Origin of the sequence: Bauldia litoralis, assembly GCF_900104485.1 — a bacterium.
GTDB lineage: Bacteria > Pseudomonadota > Alphaproteobacteria > Rhizobiales > Kaistiaceae > Bauldia > Bauldia litoralis.
This window is the reverse complement of the sequence record NZ_FMXQ01000003.1, coordinates 35,166-56,454: the sequence shown is the minus strand read 5'-3', so window position 1 is coordinate 56,454 and position 21,289 is coordinate 35,166. Positions and strand designations below refer to the sequence as shown.

The window sequence follows — 21,289 nt, the reverse complement described above, 5'->3', positions numbered from 1 at the left end:
GCGACCCGGAAAGCAGGCACATTCCAAGACGATATGGCATCGATACATGACGAATCGACGTCATGTTGCCGGGGGATCGGAAACGATTCCGTTCACGCCGCCTGTCAGCGGCAAAGGGTCATGGATCCAGGGGGGACGGGCAGACGGGCGGCTAGCTGCCGTCCTCGACGTCGGCGTCGGGCGCGTTCTTCTTGATCGACTTGATCGCGTTCATCGCGGAGGCCTTGGCCTTGTAGCCTTCCGAGCCGAACATCGTCTCGCCATTGGACGCCTTGAAGCGGAACCGGAATTCCCCCGCCTTGTCCTTGTAGACTTCGAATTTGTAGGCCATCGCGTCGCCCTCCTCGATTCGGAATCAAAAAAGGTTCCCGCCGCGCGCGCCCCAAGTCAACCGGTTCCGGGCGTTCGGGGGGGATGGTCGGGAGAGCCGCCGCTTGCGGGCGGCGCGCCGGTACCTTATTCAGCCGTCGTCTCTGGAGAATTCCGAAGCATCGCCCCAGCCGGTGTCGCCCGCTCCGGTTTTGCCCCTGGTCGATTGGCTCTTTCGTCGAGCCGGCACCATATCCCTGACGGACCGGACCGTGACTCCGGACGGTAAAACGCATGAACCTGACCAAGGCCGCCGCCCGGCGCCGCACCTTCGCTATCATCTCCCACCCTGACGCGGGCAAGACCACCTTGACCGAGAAGGTGCTGCTGTTCGGCGGCGCCATCCAGCTTGCCGGCGAGGTCAAGGCCAAGGCCAACCGCCGCCAGACCCGCTCCGACTGGATGGATATCGAGCGCGAGCGCGGCATTTCGGTAGTCACCTCGGTGATGACCTTCGAATATGCGGACTGCGTCTTCAACCTGCTCGACACACCGGGCCATGAGGACTTTTCCGACGACACCTATCGGACGCTGAGCGCGGTCGATTCCGCCATCATGGTGATCGACGCGGCCAAGGGCATCGAGGCGCGGACCAAGAAACTCTTCGAGGTCTGCCGCCTCCGCGACATCCCGATCGTCACCTTCATCAACAAGCTCGACCGCGAGGGGCGCGATCCCTTCGAACTGCTCGAGGAGATCGAACAGACGCTGGCGCTCGATACCGCCCCGATCAACTGGCCGATCGGCGTCGGGCGGACCTTTGCCGGCGTCTATGACCTTGAGGAGAACGTGATCCGGCGCCTCGACGCAAAGGAAAACGCTGCGCCGGAGGCCGTCGACACCCTGGACGCCTCGACCTTCGCCGACTGCCTGCCGGAGAGCGACCGGGCGACGACCGCCGAGGAGATCGCGTTGGCCAAGGCGGCCTGCCGGCCGTTCGACCTCGACTCGTTCCGCGAGGGCCACCTGACGCCGGTGCTGTTTGGCAGCGCGCTCCGCAATTTCGGCGTTCGCGACCTGATCGAGCGGATGGCGAAGATCGCGCCCTCGCCCGAACCGCGACCCGCCTCGACCCGGATGGTGGCGCCCGACGACCCGAAGATGACCGGCTTCGTCTTCAAGATCCAGGCGAACATGGATCCCAACCACCGCGACCGCATCGCCTTCGCAAGGGTATGCTCGGGGCGCCTGTCGCGGGGCATGAAGGCGATGCTGGTGCGGACCGGAAAGCCGATCAGCCTGCAGGCGCCGCAATTCTTCTTCGCCCAGGACCGGGCGACCGTCGACGAGGCCTTCGCCGGCGACATTGTCGGCATTCCCAACCACGGCACCCTGCGGATCGGCGATGCGCTGACGGAGGGGGAGAACCTCACCTTCCGCGGCGTGCCGAGCTTTGCCCCGGAAATCCTGCGCCGCGTCCGGGTCCAGGACGCGATGAAGGCCAAGAAGCTGCGCGAGGCGCTGCGCCAGATGGCCGAGGAGGGCGTCGTCCAGGTCTTCCTGCCGGTCGACGGCTCGCAGCCGATCGTCGGCGTCGTCGGCGCCCTGCAGCTCGACGTGCTGAAGGGACGGCTCGCGGCCGAGTATTCGTTGCCGATCGAGTTCGAGACGACGCGCTTCGAGGTCTGCCGCTGGGTCGAGAGCGCCGACCCGGCCGAGATCGACAAATTCGCCGCCAGCCATCGCGGCGACATGGCTGAAGACCTCGACGGTGCGCTGGTCTACATGGCGACGTCGAGCTTCATGCTGACCCACGAGCGCGACCGCTATCCGGCCATCACCTTCACCGACATCAAGGACTACCAGGGCGAGGCGGTCGATTCCTAGAATGGCCCCGCCGCTGCTTCTCCTCCAGGACATTCGCCTCGCCATCGGCGGCAAGCCGCTGCTCGAAGGCGTGGAGCTGTCGGTCAGCGCCCGCGAGCGGCTCTGCCTCGTCGGCCGCAATGGCTCGGGCAAGTCGACGCTGCTCAAGATCGCCGCCGGCATGGTCGAAGCCGATGGCGGGACGCGCTTCGTCCAGCCCTCGACCACCGTCCGCTACCTGCCGCAGGAGCCGGACCTGTCCGGTTTCGAGACGACGCTGGCCTATGTCGAGGCGGGGCTCGCGCCGGGCGACGAGCCGCATCGCGCCCGCCTGCTGCTCGAGACCCTCGGCCTGACCGGCGATGAGCCGACCGGCCAGCTTTCCGGTGGCGAGGGCCGGCGGGCGGCACTCGCCCGGGTGCTGGCGCCGGAGCCGGACATCCTGCTGCTCGACGAGCCGACCAACCACCTCGACCTCGCGGCGATCGAGGCGCTGGAGGGCATGCTCGGCGAGTTGCGCTCGGCGATCGTGCTGATCAGCCATGACCGGCGCTTCCTTGAAACGCTGTCCCGCGCCACCGTGTGGCTCGATCGCGGCGTCACGCGCCGCCTGGAGCGTGGCTTCGCCGAATTCGAGCCGTGGCGCGACGCGGTCCTCGAGGAGGAGGCCAGCGACCGGCACAAGCTCGACCGGCAGATCGCCCGCGAGGAGGACTGGCTGCGTTACGGCGTCACCGCGCGGCGCAAGCGCAACCAGGGGCGGCTCCGCGCCCTCAACGATCTGCGCAGCGAACGCCGCGAGGCCCGCGCCAGCCAGCCGGCGGGCAATGTCGCGATGACGGCGCAGGACGTGCGCCAGTCCGGCAAGCTGGTGATCGAGGCGAAGAATGTCGCCAAGAGCTATGACGGCCGGGCGATCGTCCGGGACCTGTCGATCCGGGTCGAGCGCGGCGAGCGGATCGGCATCGTCGGCCCCAACGGCGCCGGCAAGACGACGCTGGTCAACCTGATGACCGGCGCGCTGGCGCCCGACACGGGCACGATCCGCCTCGGCACCAACCTCGACATCGCCACGCTCGACCAGCGCCGCGAAAGCCTCGACCCCAACGCCACGGTCGCCGACATCCTGACCGACGGGCGCGGCGACACGGTCATCGTCGGCGGCGAGGCCCGCCATGTCGTCGGCTACATGAAGGACTTCCTGTTCCGGCCGGAACAGGCGCGGGCGCCGGTCAAGGCGCTGTCGGGCGGTGAACGCGGCCGGCTAATGCTGGCCCGCGCCCTTGCCCGGCCGTCGAACCTCCTGGTGCTCGACGAACCGACCAACGATCTCGACCTCGAGACCCTCGATCTCCTGCAGGAGATGCTGGCCGACCTTCCCGGCACGCTGATCCTCGTCAGTCACGACCGCGACTTCCTCGACCGCGTGGTGACCGGGACGCTGGCGTCAGACGGCGACGGGGAATGGACGATGTATGCCGGCGGCTATTCCGACATGGTCGCACAGCGCGGCCGGGGAATTGGCGCGCGGGCCCGGATCGAAACGGGGGAGGACGAGAAGCCGGCCAAACCGGCAGCCGCTCCGGCGCCACGAGCCAAGTCCAGGGCGCGGCTGTCCTTCAACGACCAGCATGCGCTGAAGACCCTGCCGGGCAAGATCGCCAAGCTGACCAAGGAGATCGGCCGGCTGGAAGAGACGCTTGCCGACCCGGCGCTCTACAGCCGCGATCCGGACGCCTTTGCCAAAGCGAGCAAGGCGCTTGAAGCGGCGCAGGCGGCGCTGGCCGACGCGGAGGACGAGTGGCTGCGGGTCGAGATGCTGCGCGAAGAACTCGAGGAAAGCTAGGGACCGCAACCCCTCGACGGTCGCGATCGCGCGATCGGCTCCGCTCTGGCGCGCCTTCAGCACTGCCCTCGCACCCCAGGCGCCTCCGCCGGAGAGCCCGGTCAGGCAGGCATCGACCTGACGGCGGTCAACTCGCCTGCCGGAATTGCGGATTCTGCGAGCCGAAGGCCGGCACGTTGTGCTGCGTCTCGAGCGCCTTGAGGAAGCTTTCGCACCAGTAGTTGACGTCGTAGCGCGTCAACTGGTCGTACATGCTGCGCCAGCGGGCGATGCGTTCCTCCAGCGGCATTTCGATCGCGCCGGCGATCGCACCGCCTGTCGACTCCATGTCGTAGGGATTGACGAGAACCGCGCCGTCGAGTTCGCGCGCCGCGCCTGCAAAGCGCGACAGCACCAGCACGCCCGGATCCTCCGGCTTTTGTGCCGCGACGAATTCCTTGGCGACCAGGTTCATCCCGTCGCGCAGCGGCGTCACCAGGCCGATATCGGCCATGCGGAACAGTCCGGCCAGCGTCGTGCGTTTCACCGTCCGGTTGATGTAGCGGATCGGAACCCAGTCGATATCGCTGAAGGCGCCGTTGATGCGTCCCGCGGTCTCGGCGATCTCTCGCTGCATCTCGGCATATTCCGGCACGTCCGAGCGCGACTTCGGCGTCACCTGCAGGTAGGTGACCTTGCCGTGCGCCGACGGGGTGTTTTCCAGGAATCGTTCATAGGCCAGCATGCGCTGGTCGATCCCCTTGGAATAGTCGAGGCGATCGACGCCGATGATCAGCTTGCGGTTGTTGAGGCTGACGGCCATGCGCTTGACCAGCGCATTGTGTTCCGCCTCGACGGCGACCGATGTGAACTCGGCCGTCTCGATGCCGATCGGGAAGGCGCCGATCTTGAATTCGCGCTCCCCGGCCTTGAACGTGCCGCGGCTGGTTTCCCGTCCGAGGCCTTCGCGGACCAGACAGTTGACGAAATTTTCCGCGTCATAGTCGATCTGGAAACCGACGAGATCGTAGCTGGTGAACGCCTCCAGCAGGCGGCGATGCCACGGCATGGCGAAGAAGACGTCTGCCGGCGGCCACGGGATGTGCAGGAAGAAGCCGATCTTGTTGGTGATGCCGCGCGCCCGGAGCTCCGCTGCCAGCGGGATCAGGTGATAGTCCTGCACCCAGATCACGTCATCCGGCTGGATCTGGGCGGCGAGGATGCGGGCGAAGAAAGCGTTGACCCGGAAGTAGCCGGTGGTGTCGCGCCGGTCGAAATCGGCGAGGTCGAGGCGATAGTGGAGCAGCGGCCACAGTGCCCGGTTGGCGAAGCCGCTGTAGTATTCCTCCTGGTCGCGCTTGGTCAGGTCGACCAGCGAGAAGGTGATGTTGCCTTCGACCCGCGTCTTGATCTCTTCGCTTTCGGCCTCGGTCGCGGCGGTCTCTCCCGACCATCCGAGCCACAGGCCGCCGCGATCGCGAAGAGCCGCCTGCAGGGCAACCGCCAATCCTCCCGCGCTCGCGCCCTTGTCCGCCGGCGGCGGGACGCGGTTGGAAACGACAATCAGCCTGCTCAAGGTAACCTCCCGGTATGTGGATCGACTATGACGCTAATGCACGATTAACGCCATGCCGCCGTGTTGGTTTCCCGACCGGCCTCAATATATTGCGTTGCAACAATATTTTCCAGTCATCTCGCGGAAGACTGCGGCTTTCCTAGGCGGCAAGGCCCGCAAGCCATGCCCGGACTCCCGCCGGGTCGTCGAATGCTTTGTGAGCAAAGCTGCCTGCTTGGGCGGCACCGACCCGAAAGGCCTGCCCGCCGCGCCGGGTGGCCTCGGCGAACATGCTCTCGTCGGTGACATCGTCGCCGATCGCCACGGGACGGCGGCCGGCAAACGCCGGACTGTCCATGAAGGTTGCAAGCGCCCGGCCCTTGTCGGCATGGGCCGGGCGAATCTCGAACACGGCCTTGCCAGGCTGGACGGTAAGATCCGCGCCGCCGGCTGCCGCGGCATCGCGGACTTCTCGTTCGACCGCGTCGTGGGCGGTCGGGTCGGCGCGAAAGTGGACGGCAAGCGCCGTTCCCTTGTCCTCCAGCAGCATGCCGGGCCGGCCGGCGACGAAGGCGCCGAGCCGTTCGCGGATACCGGCAAGGGCCGGCGACTCCGACGGTATCGCGACCTCGCCATCGGCGAAACGCAACTGGGTGCCGTGGATGGCGCCCGCCGGCAGCGTGAACGGCGCGAACAGCCGGTCGACGGTGTCGAGGTCACGGCCGGTGAGGAGCGCCAGTGCGCCGCCGGTGCGCTGGCTCAACCGGTCGAGGATGCCCGGCAAGTCATGCGGCACCACGACGGCGTCCGGCGTCGGAGCGATATCGATCAGCGTGCCGTCGATATCGAGGAAGAAGGCCCAGTCGTCGGTGGTGGAGGGAAGGCTGTCGGACATGGCGGGCTATCCTTTCATACGCTCGACGGCAGCGCGGCGACCGCGCCGGAGGAACCGTGGAACGCAACGAGACCGGCGGCAATCCGATGTCCCGACTGGCCGATGGCCCTAGTCCTCCATCTTCAGCGCGGCGATGAAGGCTTCCTGGGGGATGTCGACCTTGCCGAACTGGCGCATCTTCTTCTTGCCGGCCTTCTGCTTGTCGAGCAGCTTGCGCTTTCGGGTGACGTCGCCGCCGTAGCATTTGGCCAGAACGTCCTTGCGCAGCGCGCGGATCGTCTCGCGGGCAATGACGTTGCCACCGATCGCCGCCTGCACCGGAATCTGGAACATGTGCGGCGGGATCAGTTCCTTCAGCTTTTCGCACATCGCCCGGCCCCGCCGTTCGGCGGCGCCGCGGTATACCAGCATCGACAGGGCGTCGACCGGTTCGCCGTTGACCAGGATCTGCATCTTGACCAGATCGCCGACGCGATACTCGGTGAGGTGATAGTCGAAGGAGGCATAACCTTTCGACACCGATTTCAGCCGGTCGTAGAAATCGAAAACCACCTCGTTGAGCGGCAGGTCGTACTGGACCATGGCGCGGTTGCCGACATAGGAGAGGTCGACCTGGATGCCGCGCCGGTCCTGGCAGAGCTTGAGGATGGCGCCGAGATACTCGTCCGGAGTCAGGATCGTGGCGCGCAGCCACGGCTCGGCGATCTCGACGATCTTGACCGGGTCCGGCATGTCGGCCGGATTGTGCAATTCGATCTCGTCGCCCTTGGTCAGCCTGATCTTGTAGATCACCGACGGCGCCGTCGCGATCAGCTCGAGATTGAATTCCCGGGAGAGCCGCTCCTGGACAATTTCGAGATGCAGGAGGCCGAGAAAGCCGCAGCGGAAGCCGAAGCCGAGCGCCGCCGAGGTCTCCATCTCGTAGGTGAAGGCCGCGTCGTTGAGGCGCAGCTTGCCGATCGCCGTGCGCAGGTCCTCGAAGTCGGCCGCATCGACCGGGAAGATGCCGCAGAACACCACCGGCTGCGCCGGGCGGAAGCCCGGCAGCGGCGCGGCCGTTCGCCGACGCTCCTCGGTAATGGTGTCGCCGACCGCGGTATCCGCGACTTCCTTGATCGAGCCGGTGAAGAAGCCGAGTTCGCCGGGACCAAGCTCCGGCCAACTGACCAGCTTCGGCGTGAAAACGCCGACGGTCTCGACCTCGTGGCTCGCCTCGGCGCCGAGCATGCGGATCCGCATGCCCTTCTTGAGGACGCCGTCGACGATGCGGACGAGGACGACGACGCCAAGGTAGGTGTCGTACCAGCTGTCGACGAGAAGGGCCTTCAACGGCGCCTCGCGGTCGCCCTTGGGCGGCGGCAGGCGGGTGACGATCGCCTCCAGGACGGCGGGGACGCCTACGCCGGTCTTGGCCGAGATCTCGATCGCGTCGCTGGCGTCGATGCCGATGACGTCCTCGATCTGCTGCTTGATGCGCTCGGGCTCCGCCGCCGGCAGGTCGACCTTGTTGAGCACCGGGACGATCTCATGATCGTTGTCGAGCGCCTGGTAGACATTGGCGAGCGTCTGCGCCTCGACTCCCTGGCTGGCGTCGACGACCAGCAGCGATCCCTCGCACGCGGCGAGCGAGCGGCTGACCTCATAGGCGAAATCGACGTGGCCGGGTGTGTCGATGAGATTCAGCACATAGTCCCTGCCGTCCTGCGCCTTGTAGGTCAGGCGGACGGTCTGGGCCTTGATGGTGATGCCGCGCTCGCGCTCGATATCCATCGAATCGAGCACCTGCGCCTTCATCTCCCGTTCGGTAAGGCCGCCGCAGAGCTGGATCAGCCGGTCTGCGAGGGTCGATTTGCCGTGGTCGATGTGCGCGATGATCGCGAAGTTGCGGATATTGTCTTGTGGCGCGGTCGTCATGGCCGCGCTGATACACTGTCACGGGAAGTCTGGGCAAGCAGCGTCTTCGACGCGGCGTGCGATGGCCTGCTCCAGGAGGAGCGCGATCCGCGCCCGAAGGCCACGAATCGCGGCCGGGCTTCGGCTATTCGGTGGTCTGAAGGAAGTCGCGGATGGTGTTGGTCAGTTCCGCCTTGCCCGGCCGCAGCATCCCCCAGGCGACGCCGCCATACATCTTGTCGAGTTCGCGCTGGCGGCGCATCAGCATCGCGACGAAGCGATCGACCAGCGTCGGCGACATCCACAAGACGTTGGCCAGCGCGGACTTGTCGACTTCCAGGGCTTCGACCGGCTCGGTCGCCGTTACCGTGGCGCTTCGCGGCGCGCCGGTGAGCAGCGACATCTCGCCGAGAATGCCGCCTTCGCCGAGGGTCGCCACCGCGCCCTCTTCATCGGCGACCGACACTTCCGCCGCGCCCTTGACGATGACGAACATCGAATGGCCGGGGCCGTCTTCCTCGATCAGCTTGGCGCCCTTGTCGAAACTGACGGTCCGGGCATGGTCGGAAAGAATCTTCAGTTCGGGCTCGTCGAGCACCTCGGCGAAGAAGGGCGTCGCCTTCAGAATGTCGTACGCGTCCATGCTGGTCCTTACCTCTTTCACTCCGCCGATCGTCCGGCCGCGCGCCACTCTCGTTAGAGGGGTTTGGGCCGTCAAGGCTTGAGCGGCAAATTTTGCGGTTTTCGGTGTCGCGGCGGACGGGCTAGGGTGCCGTTCCTGCCGCACCCACCCCCGGGACCAGATCGATGATTCGCCATACCGTCGCCTTTCGCCTGAAGCACGCTCCCGGATCGGCCGAGGAGAAAGCGTTCCTTGACGATGGCCAGCGCATCCTCGCCGCCATTCCCGGCGTCGAGCGGTTCGAGGCCCTCCGTCAGGTCAGTGCCAAGAACGGTTTCGCCTTCGGCTTCTCGATGGAATTCGCCGACCAGGCCACCTACGACGGTTATGACGGCCACCCCGATCACGTCGCCTTCGTCCGCGACCGCTGGCTCAAGGAAGTCGAGGACTTCCTTGAGATCGACTACGCGATCCTTTGAGACGCCGCTGACGCCGCCAGGAGCGGAAACCGGCGACCCGCCGGGTTCGCACGGGAGGGCACGACCGCCGGCTATGCCCGCTTCCTTGCGCCGTCCATGCTCCACGCGCCGGGACCGGCGAAGACCAGATAGAGGAAGATAAAGCAGAAGAGGATCGCCGATTCGCCGTTGTTGAGGATCGGATGGAAATTCTGCGGCGCGTGCGCCATGAAATAGGCTACCGCCATCTCGCCGGAGAGGATGAAGGCGACCGGCCGGGTAAACAGGCCGAGGATGATCAGGACACCGCCGACGATTTCAAGCAGACCGGCGACTCCGGCGAGCGACAGGACGGGCGGCACGAAGCCGAGATCGGGGAATCCCAGGAGCTTTCCCGTTCCGTGACTAATGAACAGAAGGGCTGTCATCACCCGCAGGATTGCAAGGAAATTCGGTGCCAGCTTGGTCAGGCGGTTGGACAGGTTCGTCATGCCAGGAGGACTTTCCATTTCGGAGCGGACGACGATCGACCGCGTTTCCTCGCGCCGAACTAGGAGATAACTATCTTCCAAGCAAGATATATGCGGTAACATCTCGGTGAGGGAGGACACGCGATGGCGGAAGGGGATGAGACCGGCGACCGGCTGATCAACGCGATTCGCGAGAACTGGCCGGAGCAAAATTCGACCGCGATGGAACTGGTGATCCGCCTGTTCAGGCTGCGCGACATGATCTGGTCGCGGTCGAATGACGAGGCCCATCGGGCCGGTCTCACATGGGGCGAGTTCGAAGCCCTGGCGGCGCTTCGCGCCGGCCGGCGGCCGCACCAGATGACGCCGACGGAAATTGCCGGGCTGATGCTGATTACCTCCGGTGGATTGACCAAGATCCTGCAAGGTCTCGAGTCGAAGGGCTTGGTTCGTCGCGCCAGCAACGAGGCGGATGGCCGAAGCTGCTTCATCGAACTGACTGACGCAGGAGCGGTGGCGATTGACGCCCTGACTGCCAAGATGACCGCCGACAGCGAGGCGTTGATCGGCTCGGCGCTTTCACAATCGGACGCGTCACGCATTCTCCGCAGTCTCGAAAAACTGTCGCGGGCCGCTGACCGGCAGGCGTGAAGTGCGGTTGCACGGTGTCCAGCACTCACGGTCCCGGACCCTGCCGTCGCGCTGCTTCAGACACGTCCGCTGAGGTGCCGCGCCTTCCGCAGGGCGGGGAACCACATCATCCACAGCCCGGCGACCACGATCGTCCCGACGCCGCCGATCACCACCGCCGGCACCACGCCGATGAGCGCGGCAACCGAGCCGGCGCGGAACTCGCCGAGTTCATTCGATGCCCCGACGAAGACCATGTTCACCGCGTTGACCCGGCCGCGAACCGCATCCGGCGTCCACAGCTGGATCAGCGTCTCGCGGATATAGACGCTGACCATGTCGGCCGCGCCGGCCAGGCCAAGTGCTGCCACCGACAGCCATACCGCGGTCGACACGCCGAAGATCAGCGTGAACAGGCCAAACAGCGCGACGCAGGCGAACATGATCAGGCCGGCATGGTCGCGGATCGGCCGGAAGGCGAGATAGAGCGCGACGACCATGGCGCCGAAACCGGGCGCCGATCGCAACAGGCCGAGGCCCCATGGACCGACGTCGAGAATGTCGCGGGCATAGGCGGGCAACAGGGCGACGGCGCCGCCGAGGAGCACGGCGAAGAGATCGAGCGAGATGGCGCCGAGGACGATCTTTTCATGCCAGACATAGCGAAATCCGGCGACGACGCTATTCCAGTTCGCCGGTTCCGGCACGGTCTTCTGGGGAGGCCGCGGCACCAGCGCGATGATGACTGCCGCGAAGGCGAAGAGCACCAAAGCCACGCCATAGGCGATGTCGGGACCGAGCCCGTAGAGAAGGCCCCCGGCGACCGGGCCGCCGATCACCGCGATTTGCCAGGACGAGGCGGAGAGCGCGATGGCACTGGCCAGCGACTTGGCCGGCACCAGGTTGGGGATCAGCGATTGCGATGCCGGGTTCATGAAGGCCCGCGCGACACCGAAGACCGCCAACGCGATGAAGATCGCGGTGACGTTGATGTCGTCTGCAAGGACGAGAATGAGGAGCGCGGCGGCGCAGGATGCCTCGACAATCTGGCAGATGGCGACGATCATCCGCCGGTTGAACCGGTCGGAGACGGCGCCGGTGACCAGCACCAGCAGCAGCGACGGGGCGAACTGGACGAGGCCGACCAGGCCAAGGTCGAACGGGTCTCGCGTCAGGTCATAGACTTGCCAGCCGACCGCGACGCTGACGATCTGCGTGGCGAAAGTCGTGAAGAAGCGCGACGCCCAGAAGCGCGCGAAGCCCCGGTGGCGAAGGGCGCTCCAGGCGGACTGGGGCGATGATGCGTCGGCGTCCATTGGTGGCGAATCGGTGGGAGGCGCGGAGAAACCCGCGAGGGGGAGTATCCGCCGAATTCTACGCCATTGCCCGGGAGCGCGAAACCCGGCGGTCCGGCCGCCGGTCGATCAGGCGCCGCCGGCGCGCGCCGCCGCTGCCGCGCGAAGCTCTGCCGCTTTTGCCTCGACCTGGCTCTGCGGCACCAGGATGTAGCCCCGGTGCGTCATGCAGAGCTGGTTGACCTGGCCGCGATCGGTGCAGGACGCCTTGTCGGTCTCGAATTGCTGGGCAAGGACGGGATTGTCCCGGCCCGACTGCCCGTCGGTGCGCAGCCAGATGCCGCGCTCCGGGCCGGTCGGTGCGCCACCGCCGCCGGTGCTTGCGCAGCCCGCTATGATTCCGGTCATTGCAACGATCAATAAGGTCTTCACGACTCACCCCTTCCACGCACGTCGCGGCAATCAGCACCCCGTAAGCGGCGAAAACGGGGCAGGCCGCCGCTTTCCCCCGCGACACGATCGCCGTCCCATCAAGCCTCGAGCTTGTCGATGAACCATTTGGTCAGGTCGATCCATACCTGATCCTTCTCGCCCTGATCCTCGACGCCGTGCTCGATATTGGGATTGTCGTTGACCTCGACGACGAAGATGCCGTCGGCGGTTTCCTTGAGGTCGACGCCGTAGAGGCCGTCGCCGATCAGTTGCGCCGCACGCAGGCCTACATCGATCACCGCCGGAGGCGCTTCGCCGAGCGACGGGGTGTGGAAACCACCTTCGAGCGCCTTGCCGTCTGGTCCGTGCTTGACGATCTGCCAGTGTTTCTTGGCCATCATGTACTGGCTGACGAACAGTGGCTTGCCGCCGAGGACACCGACCCGCCAGTCGAAGTCGGTCGGCATGAATTTCTGGGCAAGCAGCAGGTCGGTATCCTCGTACCAGGCCTTGAAAAGGGCGGCGAGTTCGGCCGGCGAGCCGACCTTTGCCACCCCTCGGGAGAAGGACGAGTCGGGTATCTTGAGGACCATCGGGAAGCCGAGCTCGTCGGCGGCTCGAACAAGGTCCTGCTTGTCGACGATGATCACCGTCGGTGGCACCGCCAGGCCGTTCGTGGTCATCAACTCATGCAGATAGATCTTGTTTGTGCAGCGGATCATCGACACCGGATCGTCGATGACCGGCATGCCCTCCTGCGCCGCGCGGCGGGCGAAGCGATAGGTGTGGTTGTCGATCGACGTCGTCTCGCGGATGAACAGCGCGTCGAATTCGGCAAGCCTCGGCAGGTCGCGACGGGTGATCGGCTCAACCTCGACCCCGAGCTTGGCTGCGATCCGCGACCAGTGCTTGAGGCTCGACAGGCTTGACGGTGGCATGGCCTCCTTCGGATCGTGGAGAGCGGCGAAGGAATAGCGCGGCGCGACCCGATCCTTCTTCGACCGCCATTGCCGGCGGGTATGGTTGTGAAGCGCCGCGTCGAACAGGGCGCGTTCCTCCAGCGTCAGCTTGGTGACGGGTACCGCGGCCAGCCGCTTGATCTGGGGCCGCGTGCCGGTCTCGACCGTCACCTCGAGGACGGGGCAGCGAAACCAGTCGAAGACCAGCCGCCCGAAACGGTCAAAGCGATGGTCCTCGACCGCGCCGAAGAAGACGAGAACGCGCTTTGGCACCGTGTCGTCTGAGCCGGCGATCGCCTTGGCGAGGGTGTCGTCGAGTTCCGGGACGGCCTGGGCGTAAAGCTGGCGGGCGCCGAGGTCGATCATCGTCTCGACGGACGGGATGACCCGGTGGCCGCGCGCCTCCGCCAGCAGCGAACAATAGTAGCCGCGACTCTGATAGGCGAAGGATCGCGACAGGTTGATGATCTTCGGTCGCGCGCCACGGAACAGGTTCGTCCGGGCAAGGTAGTCGTTGGCGGTGATCACCTTGTGTGGCGTCCCCGCGTTGTCAAAGTCCTTCAGGCTGTCGACGATGATGACCCAGTCGGCCATGACTCCGGTTATCCCTGGCGGTGATCGTATCGAAGAGGGCGGGCCCCGCCGGGCGACCGCCTCCGGTCAAGGCGCTTCTGGTATCGAATGGCGGTCGCACCGTCTGCATAGTAGCCGGGGCGGTTGTCGCATTGACGGAAAGCGAGCCGCTCGTAAAGCCGAATCGCCGCCGGATTGTCCTCTCGGACCTCAAGTCGAAGCCGCGTCATGCCTCTCCGCGTCGCCATCCGCTCTGCATCTTCGACCAGCGCGGCCGCCAGGCCCAGCCCACGGAAGTCGGCGTCGACCGCCAGAGAATAGAGCCGGGCGACTGTGCTGCCGGTCCGGCTGAGCACAACGGCATAGCCGGCAATATGGTTCCCGGCCCGCGCGACGCGACAGATGGCGCTAGGCGAGCGGATCAGCCGGCGGAAGCTCCGCCGCGAAATCCTGTCGGTCCGGAAGGACAATTCCTCCAGCCTGAGCAGGGGCGCGATATCGGCGAGGGTGGCGTTGCGAATCGAAAAGCGTCGCATGGAGGGCGAGCGAGCCAGGGTTTTTGCACTCTGACCCCGATTTGAGAGAAAACACAATCGGGAATGCGCAGCAGAAAACGCGAAAAATAGCCGTGGTGTTGGACTGGGATCAGAATCCGATGTCGAAGTCGCCGGTGTCGATGTCGCCAGTCGAGCCAGCATCCGTTTCGTCCACCGTCTCCGCGGCATCCGCGTCGAGTGTCCCGAACAGCGTATCGGCCAAGATGTTGGCAAGGATCATCCCGCCGGCAACTCCGAAGGCGGTCTGGGCAGCGCCGGCGAGGAACCCGTCGGATCCGCCAGGACGGAACGCGCCGGGCCTCTCGGGAGCGGGCGCATCCGCTGCCCGGTCCCTGCCGAAAAGGGTGGCGAAGACGCCACTGCTTTCTTCACGCAGCCTGGTCTCCAGAGCGCTGATCCGTTGGTCGGCATCGGCGAGCGCAGCGCCCTGGGCAACGATGGTCTGCGCCATGTAATAGGGTGCGGCGGGCAGCCGGGCGACCGCATCCCGAATCCGCCCCTCGGCCTGCGGGTCGCGCGGCCCGAGTTCGGTCTCGACCCGGCGGAGGCGTTCGAAGAGGTCGTCGATCGCCTGCTGGTCTTCCTCGCGCATTGCCACCTCCACCTTTCCCGGTGCGTCCGACCGCTCTTCCGTTCAAAAGGAAATCGTCGACCCGAACGGAGTGCTCTGACGATCGTTTTTCAATTCACCCGGGTCTCCGATCACCTTCGGCCGGTTTTTCCGGGTTGGCGCGGAATGAACAATCCGCTTTCCGCCGATCCTCAACCCGCGCCGCAATCTGATATGGGCGCTGTGAAGACAGCCGCCAGTCAAATCGCGACATTGTCGTCGGCTTCGGTCTGGGCTATGGAACGACCCACGCGCTCCGCACCCGTAGCTCAGCTGGATAGAGCGCTGCCCTCCGAAGGCAGAGGTCACAGGTTCGAATCCTGTCGGGTGCGCCAGCAAACAATTGAAATATATGGATTTTATCGTCTGGCCTTGCTGCTGGCTGGCCTTGCGTTTTTGCTGGGTAACTCCAAGAGTTAGTTTCACCACGATTTTCTTCTGGGTCTATTGGCGACGGACTGACCGCCAGTTCGCTCGGGACTGCCGCCACAACTCAGAGCGCCGCACGGCCGATTGGTTCTGAAGAGCGACCGAAGAGCGTCATGCGCCGGCCTCGACAATAGCTCGCGCGAGCGGTTCAGATCACGAAGTCGTCGACCATGAAGTCCTTGTGGTCGAGGTCGACATTCTTGTTAATCTTGGCGAAGAGCACCTGCTTGTCGCCGCCCTTGCCATCGTGGTCGTAGAAGATCTTGTTCTTATTGCGGATCAGGTAGTCGTTGCCGTCGCCGGCCTTCTTGCCCTCGACGAACTCCTTCTTGCTGACCTTCACCCCGACCGCGGTGAAAATGTCCGCGTCGAGCAGGATCTTGTCCTTCTTGTGCTTGAAATCCTTCAATTGGTCGACGTTAGCCTTGGACAGCGCATCGGCGAACACGAAGGCGTCCTTGCCGGCCTTGCCGAGCAGCTTGTCCTTGCCTGGCCCGCCGGAGAGGATGTCAGACGCGCCGCCGCCGTTAAGCGTGTTCTTTCCCGCGTTACCGACCAGCGTGTTGGCGACGCTGTTTCCGGTGCCGTTAATTGCCCCGGCGCCGGTCAGCACCAGCTTCTCAAGATTCGCACCCAAGGTATAGGCGATGCTGCTCCTGACGGAATCGGTGCCCTGTCCCGCGCCCTCGATCACCTTGTCGCCTGTGTTGTCGACGATGTAGGTGTCGTCGCCGGCCTTTCCGCTCATCGTATCGGCGCCGGCCTTGCCGTCGAGGATGTTGTTGCCCGAATTGCCGGTCAGCGTGTTGGCGAGGCTGTTGCCGGTGGCGTTGATGTTCGCCGAAGCGGCGGCGATGGCGCCCGGCTCAAGGAGCGTCAGGTACTCGACATTCGACCCGAGGACGAAAGAGACGCTGGACTTGACGGTGTCCGTCCCCAATCCGGCGCCCTCGATCGCCCGGTCGCCCGTGTTGTCGACAATGAATGTGTCATTCCCGGCCCCGCCGCGCATCTGGTCAGCGCCGGTGCCTCCGTCAAGCGTGTCGTTATTCGCTGCGCCGAACAGTAAGTCATTTCCCCCGCCACCGCTCAAGATGTTCCTGGCGCTATCGCCGATCAGGGTATCGTTGCCGGAGCCCCCCTCCACGTTCTCGACAGAAAAGATGCGATCCTGATCGATTTCGCTGCCGTTGGCGACGCCGGTAGCAAGATTGACCGTCACGCCGAACTTCGTGCTGGTATAAACGAGCGTATCGGTTCCGGTGCCCCCGTCATAGGTGTCGTCACCATGGCCAGACCCGGCGACGAGCGTGTCATCGCCGCCTCCGCCAAACGCTAGGTCGTCTCCGGCCTTGGCATAGAGGACATCGTTGCCAGCGCTCCCGATTAATATGTCGGCGCCATCGGTGCCGTTCGCCGGTAGGCCGCCGAGAGGTTGGATGACGGGCCCGGGCTCATCGATTTCCGTTGGCAGATTCGGATTGTCGAAATTTTCCTTCGGATCTTGTAGGCCGGGATCGGCTTTGTAGACTTTGTCAGACTCGTCGAGCACCGCATCCATCCAACCTTGCCAGGTGGCGGCCCAGTCGACCTCGGCGATGTCGGCAGCCGCGTCGATTGCTGCATCAACCACCTTCACGGTCGCAAGTTTCACTGCGGAGGCGAGATCGTCGGCGCCAGCATCGATTTTGGCCAGCGCTTGGTCTTCGAGCTCACTCGGCAGATTGAGCGATTCGACGTGTGCCCGCATCAGGTCTGCCGCTTCGTCGATGATCGGGTCGGTCAAGGCGCTGACCGTATGTGCGGCGAGGATCTTGGCTGCGATTTTCTGATCGTCTACGAGGAACGCTTGGCCAAGCCCGGCTACGGACTGATCGACGATATCGAACCACTTCAATATTTTTCCAAACTTGGGATTTCCCCCTTCATCCTCGAACTGGCCGAGCTTCCCGACATAGTCGCGGACTGCTTCGAACGCGTCGCCAAGCGCCCAAATCGCGAAGGCGGCTACCCCCTTCTCGGCTAACCTCGATTCCTTGATGACGGCATCGGTGAAGACCAGCTCATCGGTGTTGATGACCGTGTCCGAGCCCGCGCCACTGGTTACCCGAAATCCAAAACCACCGCTGCCTTCGTACGAAAGGAGCACCTTGATTGTATATGACGCCGCAGACCCGCCATACGCCACGGTGTCTGTCGTCGACGGGTCAACGAAGTCGCTAAGGTCGCCACCGTCGATTAGATTAGCGCCGGTTTCAGGGTCGAAGCTGAACAGTCCGATGCCGGTGAATTTGTCGCTTCCCTTTCCGCCAGAAAGATCGTCGTCGCCACCGCCTCCAATCAGCGTATCGTCGTCCTCACCCCCGAACATCGTGTCCTTGCCGGTGGAGCCGATAAGGACGTCGTTGTCGTCGCCGCCATGCATCTCGGTGTCACCGCCGCCGGAGGCGAGAACATCCTCGCCGCCGAGGCCCCAAAGCAGACCACCACCGGCACCACCGATCAGCACGTCGCCGGAACTGGCAGTGCCCTCGACATTCTCGATGTTCAAGACGGTATTGGTCGACCCGTAGGTGTCGATGAAAGTTGATGCAGCGACCTGCGATGGCGGGACGGTGGCTCCGAAGATCGACTCAGGCTGACTGAAGCTGTAGGCGGTCGTGCCCAGATTGACGGTGACGCCGCCATGATCCTCCGGGTTTGTAAGGAGGTCGCTGTCGCCGCCATGTCCGTCGAGGGTAATCGGACTGAGGTTCTCCCATCCCTGAAGCGTGTCGTCGTAGTCGGTCCCCTTCACCTTGACGGTCTCGTATAATAGAAACTCCGGCGCGATTTCGAATTCCAGAATGTCCCCGTCGACCGCCGTGATGAAGCCGCCAGCCGTCGTTTGGACGGATGACGAAATCCGAAGATCGAGGCCTGTTTCGTCATCGGTGTATCGGATTGCGGCGATCGGCGAAGCAATGACAGCGTCCTGCCAGTCAACGATCGCCTCGAATAGTGCGGTCAAAGCTTCAGCTGCAGCTTCGTGGTTGCCGTAGATGCCGCTTACATAGTCCGTAATGTTAGGAAGCTCGGGAAGGTTGCCGATCAAATAGAAAACATCGTCATTGGTGCCGATGAAGACCGGGTATTTCGTCGTACTCGGCAGATCGTACCAGTCTGCTGACTCAGGCGGAAAATAGACCGGACCTGCCGAGAGGACTATTCCCTGTGCGATGATTACAGATCCATCGGGCAGTTCTTCGTACCACTGATACGTAAGGGGTTGGCCGTGGTAGTTGAGCGACGATGGGATCCACCCGCTGAACATGCCGACCTGTTCATCGAAGGTGCCCATGTCGATGGCTTCAGAACTGTTACTGAAGTCGATCGTGACAATCGGCCCATCGGGCATGGTCGGTGCCTCAACCTTGGCGCCACAAAATGCGACGGGATATGGCCAGTGGCCTAATCGCCGCGAATAATGCAACTCTCGGCGCAGCGCTCACAATACCCCGTATGGAGTAGGGCAAGGTGTGTTCTTCCGAACCTGCAGCCGTCACGGCGCAATGATCTCGAACGCCGATCAAGCGCTGTCCCTGACGAATGACGCATCCTTTTCTTGCGAGGGAAGCTACCCAGATTCCTTGACGGTAAGAACGCTTTTGTCGCGCCACTCAGGGTGTTCGGGTAGCGGTCCCTGCGGAGAGGCTCCATATCGACCGGCCCGGATCAACTTGCAGGGAACGTGCAGATACGGGCGATTTAACCGTCGCGTTCGGGAGCACCAAGTTCCCGGGCCGATGCCAGCGCCTGCCGACCAGCTCCAGTGCCCACCTGTCGTCGATGTCCCAGGTCAACGGCGGCCTGCATCAGCTCCCGCTGTCGTGATGCGGAATGTTGCCGTAGCTGTTGAAGGTCACAAGTACGTCCTGGTGGCCGAGGCTCTGCGACCACGCTTTGAACTCTTCGGCCGTTCGGCATCTCTCCATACCGAGACAAGTCAGCGTATTCCTGAAGGAATGCGCATTGAAGTACGGGAGGTCAGCCGCTTCGAATGCTGTCTTGAAGATCGCTCGGAGGGGCGCGGCGGTCCTCGGGTCACTGAACTTTATGTATTATGTATCCATTGCCGCGCTGTCAGTTTGGCGTTGGCTCGCTTCGAGGGCCAGTTCCGATCCGGCGGTCGAGATATGCTGTCGAAGCAGCGCCGCCGCGACCTCCGCCTGGCCTTCCCGGCACGCATCGAGGATCCGTCGATGGTCGGCATGGGCTTTCCAGCGACCATCGGTCAGCGCGATCTGAAGGCGGATGTAGCGGTCGAAGGTTTCGTGGATCTTTTCGAGCGTCTTCATGATGGTCGGCCGCGCCGCAGGGCGATACAGGGTCGCGTGAAACCGCCAGTTTGCCACCCCCCAATAGGCAAGCTCGACGTTGTCCATCTCTGCGATAATGCCTTCTGCGGCGTCGAAATCGGCGTCCGTCATTGCCGGAATGGCGAGGGTTAGCAGGTAGGGCTCGATCAGCAGGCGCAGTTCGAAGAGCTCGGAGACCTCGCTCGCGTGGACCGGCGCGACGGTCGCGCCCTTCTGCGACACGAGGAGGATCAGACCCTCGGCCTCAAGCTGATGAAGCGCCTCGCGTACGGGGCTCCGGCTCACGCCGAGTTCGCTCGCGATCTGCTCCTGCTGGAGTTTCATCCCGACAGGATATTCCCCCGCCACGATACGCCGCCGCAACTCCCGGCTGACCCTGGTCGCGATGGTGCTCTTCTCGATGGAAACCATGGCTGCTTTCTGACCGTTCGCGACCGGCTCAGCGGGTCGATTAAAGCGCTACACCCGCCCATTGCCACTTGCAACATAGTCGAAAAAATGAATACATTCGACAAAATGAGGCTGGAAGGGAATGATCCAGCCCGAAATGGAGTTCTGCTCAATGACCTGGACTGGCGTATTTCCGGCTGTGACGACGAAGATGACGAAGGATGGCGCGATCGATATCGGCGCGACCCAGGCCAGCGTCGCGCGCCTCATCGACAACGGCGTGTCGGGCGTCATCATGCTGCCGATGCTCGGCGAGAACGCCCTCCTGACGCTCTCCGAGCGCGAGCAGGTGGTGCGGGCCGGCAAGGAAGTGGCCGATGGCCGCGTGCCGGTTCTCAGCGGCCTCGCCGAACTCTCAGAGGACGACGCCGTCGCGGCGGCGCGGAATTACGAGCGGATCGGCGCCGAGGGGCTGATGGTCTTCCCGAGTCTCGCCTATCGCACCGACCAGGCCGAGACCGTCGCCTGGTACCGTGCGGTCGGCAACGGCTCCGGCCTGCCGATCATGATCTACAACAACCCGCTCGCCTATCGCGTCGACTGCGACCCCGAGACGCTGGAGATGCTCGCCGACGTTCCGACCATCGTCAGCGTCAAGGAAGAAAGCGGCGACATCCGTCGCATCACCGACATCTACAACCGCGTCGGAGATCGCTACGCCGTCTTCTGCGGCGTCGATGACCTGATCGTCGAGAGCCTGGCGCTTGGGGCGACCGGCTGGGTGTCGGGCATGACCAACGCCTGGCCGGCTGAATGCGTACGGCTGTTCAACCTTTGCTCACAGGGTGATTTCGAGGCCGCGCGACAGCTGTATCGCATCATGACGCCGGCCTTCCACCTCGATACCGACGTCAAGCTGGTCCAGTACATCAAGTTCGCCGAACACCTGGTCTATGGCGCGCCCGAATGGCTGCGCCGGCCGCGTCTGCCGCTCGCCGGCGCCGAGCGCGAACGGGTCTCGGCGATCATCGACGAAACGATCGCGAAGCTGAAGGACGTCGCCGCCTAGCTGGCGCGTGTCGGGCGCTGCGCGAGCCGCGTCTCCTTCTGGATAAGTGCTGCCGCGCCCGTCGGGCCGGGAGCGAGAACCTGGGAAGGGTCCG

Annotated in this window: 18 protein-coding genes and 1 tRNA gene; 6 read left to right on the top strand and 13 right to left on the bottom strand. The window is 64.4% G+C overall.

Annotation, left to right across the window (positions count from 1 at the left end; all coding sequences use genetic code 11):
• Positions 1–151: 151 nt before the first annotated feature.
• On the bottom strand, positions 152–331 hold the full coding sequence (locus BLT60_RS07550) for a YegP family protein (RefSeq protein WP_090875825.1): 180 nt from the start codon (positions 329–331) through the stop codon (positions 152–154).
• A gap of 272 nt (positions 332–603) precedes the next feature.
• Between BLT60_RS07550 and BLT60_RS07545 the strand changes: the two genes are divergently transcribed.
• Positions 604–2,196 (top strand): peptide chain release factor 3, encoded by a 1,593-nt coding sequence (locus BLT60_RS07545; protein ID WP_090875824.1) that lies wholly within the window; start codon positions 604–606, stop codon positions 2,194–2,196.
• 1 nt (position 2,197) lies between these two features.
• A complete protein-coding gene (locus BLT60_RS07540) occupies positions 2,198–4,021 on the top strand; it encodes an ABC-F family ATP-binding cassette domain-containing protein (RefSeq protein WP_090875823.1) in 1,824 nt (607 codons plus the stop codon).
• Between the two features lie 127 nt (positions 4,022–4,148).
• Here the strand turns inward: BLT60_RS07540 and otsA are convergent, their stop codons facing one another.
• From otsA to BLT60_RS07520, 4 genes are all read right to left on the bottom strand, one after another.
• The gene (otsA, locus tag BLT60_RS07535; RefSeq protein WP_090875822.1) at positions 4,149–5,576 is read right to left on the bottom strand and encodes an alpha,alpha-trehalose-phosphate synthase (UDP-forming); all 1,428 of its coding nucleotides are present in this window, start codon (positions 5,574–5,576) and stop codon (positions 4,149–4,151) included.
• Positions 5,577–5,715: 139 nt separating this feature from the next.
• Positions 5,716–6,450, bottom strand: a complete 735-nt coding sequence (gene otsB / locus BLT60_RS07530; RefSeq protein ID WP_090875821.1) for a trehalose-phosphatase — start codon at positions 6,448–6,450, stop codon at positions 5,716–5,718.
• A 108-nt stretch (positions 6,451–6,558) separates the two neighbouring features.
• Positions 6,559–8,364, bottom strand: coding sequence for a translation elongation factor 4 (lepA, locus tag BLT60_RS07525; RefSeq protein WP_090875820.1), 1,806 nt, complete (start codon positions 8,362–8,364; stop codon positions 6,559–6,561).
• A 124-nt stretch (positions 8,365–8,488) separates the two neighbouring features.
• On the bottom strand, positions 8,489–8,986 hold the full coding sequence (locus tag BLT60_RS07520) for a Crp/Fnr family transcriptional regulator (RefSeq protein ID WP_090875819.1): 498 nt from the start codon (positions 8,984–8,986) through the stop codon (positions 8,489–8,491).
• A gap of 164 nt (positions 8,987–9,150) precedes the next feature.
• Here BLT60_RS07520 and BLT60_RS07515 point away from each other — a divergent pair, with 164 nt between their 5' ends.
• Positions 9,151–9,444 carry a Dabb family protein gene (locus BLT60_RS07515; protein ID WP_090875818.1) on the top strand — a complete coding sequence of 98 codons (294 nt, stop codon included), beginning with the start codon at positions 9,151–9,153 and terminating at the stop codon, positions 9,442–9,444.
• A gap of 71 nt (positions 9,445–9,515) precedes the next feature.
• Here BLT60_RS07515 and BLT60_RS07510 read toward each other — a convergent pair whose 3' ends face one another.
• Entirely contained in the window at positions 9,516–9,914 is a 399-nt protein-coding gene (locus BLT60_RS07510; protein ID WP_090875817.1) for a DoxX family protein, read from the bottom strand.
• A gap of 123 nt (positions 9,915–10,037) precedes the next feature.
• Here BLT60_RS07510 and BLT60_RS07505 point away from each other — a divergent pair, with 123 nt between their 5' ends.
• Positions 10,038–10,544 (top strand): MarR family winged helix-turn-helix transcriptional regulator, encoded by a 507-nt coding sequence (locus BLT60_RS07505; protein ID WP_090875816.1) that lies wholly within the window; start codon positions 10,038–10,040, stop codon positions 10,542–10,544.
• 56 nt (positions 10,545–10,600) lie between these two features.
• Here the strand turns inward: BLT60_RS07505 and BLT60_RS07500 are convergent, their stop codons facing one another.
• The 5 genes from BLT60_RS07500 to BLT60_RS07480 form a co-directional block, all read right to left on the bottom strand.
• Positions 10,601–11,839: an MFS transporter gene (locus BLT60_RS07500; protein ID WP_090875815.1), complete on the bottom strand. Its 1,239-nt coding sequence runs from the start codon at positions 11,837–11,839 to the stop codon at positions 10,601–10,603.
• A 108-nt stretch (positions 11,840–11,947) separates the two neighbouring features.
• A complete protein-coding gene (locus BLT60_RS07495) occupies positions 11,948–12,226 on the bottom strand; it encodes a hypothetical protein (RefSeq protein WP_090875814.1) in 279 nt (92 codons plus the stop codon).
• Between the two features lie 122 nt (positions 12,227–12,348).
• Positions 12,349–13,803, bottom strand: coding sequence for a RimK family protein (locus BLT60_RS07490; RefSeq protein ID WP_090875813.1), 1,455 nt, complete (start codon positions 13,801–13,803; stop codon positions 12,349–12,351).
• An 8-nt stretch (positions 13,804–13,811) separates the two neighbouring features.
• The gene (locus BLT60_RS07485; RefSeq protein WP_090875812.1) at positions 13,812–14,318 is read right to left on the bottom strand and encodes a GNAT family N-acetyltransferase; all 507 of its coding nucleotides are present in this window, start codon (positions 14,316–14,318) and stop codon (positions 13,812–13,814) included.
• 109 nt (positions 14,319–14,427) lie between these two features.
• On the bottom strand, positions 14,428–14,931 hold the full coding sequence (locus BLT60_RS07480; protein ID WP_090876308.1) for a DUF2076 domain-containing protein: 504 nt from the start codon (positions 14,929–14,931) through the stop codon (positions 14,428–14,430).
• 276 nt (positions 14,932–15,207) lie between these two features.
• On the opposite strand from BLT60_RS07480, the gene BLT60_RS07475 reads away from it, so the two are divergent.
• A tRNA-Arg gene (locus BLT60_RS07475) sits at positions 15,208–15,284 on the top strand.
• A 242-nt stretch (positions 15,285–15,526) separates the two neighbouring features.
• Here the strand turns inward: BLT60_RS07475 and BLT60_RS07470 are convergent.
• Positions 15,527–18,775: a calcium-binding protein gene (locus BLT60_RS07470; RefSeq protein WP_090875811.1), complete on the bottom strand. Its 3,249-nt coding sequence runs from the start codon at positions 18,773–18,775 to the stop codon at positions 15,527–15,529.
• Positions 18,776–19,478: 703 nt separating this feature from the next.
• Positions 19,479–20,147, bottom strand: coding sequence for a GntR family transcriptional regulator (locus tag BLT60_RS07465; RefSeq protein ID WP_090875810.1), 669 nt, complete (start codon positions 20,145–20,147; stop codon positions 19,479–19,481).
• Between the two features lie 151 nt (positions 20,148–20,298).
• Here BLT60_RS07465 and BLT60_RS07460 point away from each other — a divergent pair, with 151 nt between their 5' ends.
• The gene (locus BLT60_RS07460; RefSeq protein WP_090876307.1) at positions 20,299–21,195 is read left to right on the top strand and encodes a dihydrodipicolinate synthase family protein; all 897 of its coding nucleotides are present in this window, start codon (positions 20,299–20,301) and stop codon (positions 21,193–21,195) included.
• Positions 21,196–21,289 lie beyond the last annotated feature (94 nt).